The organism is Pseudoduganella sp. RAF53_2 (assembly GCF_052113985.1).
Classification (GTDB): domain Bacteria; phylum Pseudomonadota; class Gammaproteobacteria; order Burkholderiales; family Burkholderiaceae_D; genus Rugamonas.
This window is the reverse complement of the sequence record NZ_JBFRDW010000705.1, coordinates 1-2967: the sequence shown is the minus strand read 5'-3', so window position 1 is coordinate 2967 and position 2967 is coordinate 1. Positions and strand designations below refer to the sequence as shown.

Here is a 2967-nt window from a genome sequence, read left to right as displayed (position 1 = left end):
GGTCTGCAGGCACGCTCATATGCGGCGATTTCCGATGCCGGCCTGCGCGCCGAAGCGACGCTCGCGGCCGAGGAGCTGCTGGGTATCATGAACAATGACCAGCTCAATCTCCCCGCTTATGTGGTAGCCGAAGGCGCCGCCGCCCCGATGGTGCTGGATACCTGGGCCAAGGAGACGGATAAGCGCATCCCGGGGGTCAAGTACAGCATCGTGATCGCGCCGGTGGTGATTGCCCCAGGCCTTGTGCGGACCCAGGTCAACATCACGCTCAAATGGACCCGCCGCAAAGGTGATGCGCAGAACCAGCATCAGGTCACTTCCTACATCATGTAGCCGCCATGTTAAAGCCTTATACATTCCGCCGCGTACGCGGCTTCTCCCTGGTCGAACTGATGGTCGCTGTGGTCGTCGGTATGCTGGCGGTCATGTTTGCGACCCGCTTGCTGGTGACTTCCGAATCGCAGAAGTCGGCCGCGCTGGGTGGTTCGGATACGATGCAGAACGGCATGCTAGCTATGATGCAGATAAATACCGATGCCGCACAGGCAGGCTGGGGCATCAACGACAGTCTGGTTTCCGGCTGCAATACGCAGATGTCAGATGTGCAGGGTTTCCAGCTCACGAAAGTCCAGCACAACGGTGCGGACTCCACGCCGCTGGCGCCGGTGGTGATCGGCTATAACGCTGACCGCTCCGACACGCTCAGCCTGTACGCGGGCAGTTCCGCCAGCGGTGTCGGCAATGTGGGCGTCGGCTCGAACTATACCGGCGAAGCCGCCATCACGTCCAACACGACGACGCCGTTTAACTTCCTGCAAGGCGACGTGCTGGTGGTCGCGCCGGAACCTGCCGGCGGCGATTGCAGCATGGCGCAGCTGGCTGCGACGCCGACCACCAATGTGCTGAGTATCGCGGCCTCGGGGTCCTTCCGCTTCAACAAGGGTTTCCTGATGGGTGGTAACTACCAGCAAGGCCAGGCCCGCATCTATAACCTGGGACCTGCCGCCAAACTGGCCTTCCACACCTGGTCGGTAAGCAACGGCGTACTGATGCTGAGCGCCACCGACCTGGCGGGCACTGCACAGAATCCCCAGTCGGTGGTCAACAATGTCATCGCCATCAAGGCTGAATATGGCTTTGATTTGCGTGCTGCAGCCCAGTTCAACAGCGCCAACAGCATGGCGGTCATGCAGTGGAGTCCGACCATGATCGATGCCGACGGTGATGGCGATACTGGCGGCGCCGGCGATTATCAGCGCGTAGCAGCCATACGCCTGGCTGTGATTGCCCGCAGCTCAATCCCGGAGAAACCCGATGCCACCACGGGCAAGTGCACGGCTACCACGGCGCCGCTCGACGTGTTTACCACCAGTGTGCCAAATGGTATTGCGGCATCCAAGGTGTCGGTGAAGCTTGATGTGGCGGGCGACCCGATCGACTGGACCTGCTATCGCTATCGCGCTTTTGAAACCATCGTCCCGATCCGCAATTCGGGCTGGAGACCATGATGTACCGTTCCCGCTTCCAGGCCGGTATCGCCTTGCCGGTGATGCTCATCATGCTGGCAGTTATGCTAGTCAGCAGTATCTATCTTCTGCGGTCCAGCAACTCGGTCACGCTGGCCACGTCGACGCTGGCGTACGAGTCGTCGCTGAGCAAGGCAGCCGACCTCGGCATTCACACCGGCTTCCAGTGGCTGCGCACACTCCCCAATCGCAACGTGCTGTGGAACGATGACGTTGCCAATGGCTATGTGGCGACGCTTGCCGCCGGCGCCGACCAGGGTGTCGATAACCCTGCGTTCTGGAACGGCTCGGTCAAGATCAACGATGGCGTCGGCAACCAGGTCGAATATGTGATTCATCGCCTGTGTATGCTGCCGGGCCCGTTCAGCGCACCCAACAATTGCACCACCATGTCGGCGAAGAGCCAGGTGCAATCGACCGTACCAATCGGCACTTCCTTGTCCACCAGTTCCCAGGTGTACCAGGGCAAGCCGCAGCTGCACTACGTTATTACCTCGCGCATCGCTGGCGCGCGCGGCAATGTGATGAATCAGGCAGTAGTAATGATGGGGCCGTAAGGCGCCGTGATAGAAATGGGAACCACCATGACCAAGAATATGAGCAAGCTTGCGGCGCGCGTCGCTGCGCTGGCACTGGCCGTCCTGCCTGCGGCCGCCTTTGCCGCACCCACCAATATCGCCCAGGTGCCACTGTTGAACATCAACGGCACCGGCACCGTGAAGCCCAACCTGATGGTCCTGTACGACAATTCGGGTTCCATGGGCTGGTCCTATCTGCCGGACTACGTGGTTGACAATCTGTGCCGCTCCGGCGCCACGCTGGCGTCGGGACAGCGTTCCTGCGCGCCGGGTGATCCGCCGTATATGAGCTCGGACTTCAACCGCGTCTACTACAATCCGAAGATCACCTATCTGCCGCCGCTGAATGCGGACGGCACCTCGTATCCGTCCATGACCTCGGCCAACACCGGCGGTTGGGCCAGCGTCACCGGCGATGGTTTTGGCGTGGCCAACTTCGGCATGAACGGCTCGTCGGCGGGCACCATCAACCTGACCAATGGCTTCCCGGATCTGAAGTGGTGTAACAGCGGCGGCACTTGCGCTTTCAATACGGCCACCTACAACTACCCGGACAACACCTATAAGACTGCGAAGTCCTACAATACCAACCCTTACTACTACACCATCAACGTAGCGGAATTTTGCACGGACGCTTCGCTGACCAACTGTAAAACGGTGACGGTGGGCGCGGCGGCACCGGCCGGCTATCCGGTCCCGGCCAAAGTTCGCTGGTGTACTGACACTAGCTTGACCACTTGCCAGGCCAAATACATTGGCAGTGGCACCACCACCTACACCTATCCGCGCTATTCCAGCCCGACGGCATTGTCCGCCGGTGCTTACGCGACCATCACGATCGGTAGCAGCCCTAATGGCGTGGC

3 protein-coding genes and 1 pseudogene are annotated in these 2967 nt (G+C 60.5%); all 4 read left to right on the top strand.

Annotation, left to right across the window (positions count from 1 at the left end):
* Positions 1 to 333: hypothetical protein (locus AB4Z11_RS28130; RefSeq protein ID WP_442029125.1), on the top strand; the 333-nt coding region annotated here is incomplete at its 5' end.
* Between the two features lie 5 nt (positions 334 to 338).
* Complete coding sequence (locus tag AB4Z11_RS28125; RefSeq protein ID WP_442029124.1) at positions 339 to 1508, top strand: PilW family protein; 1170 nt, start codon at positions 339 to 341, stop codon at positions 1506 to 1508.
* Positions 1505 to 2083, top strand: coding sequence for a pilus assembly PilX family protein (locus tag AB4Z11_RS28120; protein ID WP_442029123.1), 579 nt, complete (start codon positions 1505 to 1507; stop codon positions 2081 to 2083). Before AB4Z11_RS28125 ends, AB4Z11_RS28120 begins: the two co-directional genes overlap by 4 nt.
* Before the next feature lie 27 nt (positions 2084 to 2110).
* A pseudogene (locus AB4Z11_RS28115) lies at positions 2111 to 2967 on the top strand (hypothetical protein); the annotation flags it as partial.

Excerpts from the sequence above, each read along its gene's own strand:
- AB4Z11_RS28125 (WP_442029124.1), top strand. The coding sequence starts at position 339 with ATGTTAAAGCCTTATACATTCCGCCGCGTACGCGGCTTCTCCCTGGTC.
- AB4Z11_RS28120 (WP_442029123.1), top strand. The coding sequence starts at position 1,505 with ATGATGTACCGTTCCCGCTTCCAGGCCGGTATCGCCTTGCCGGTGATG.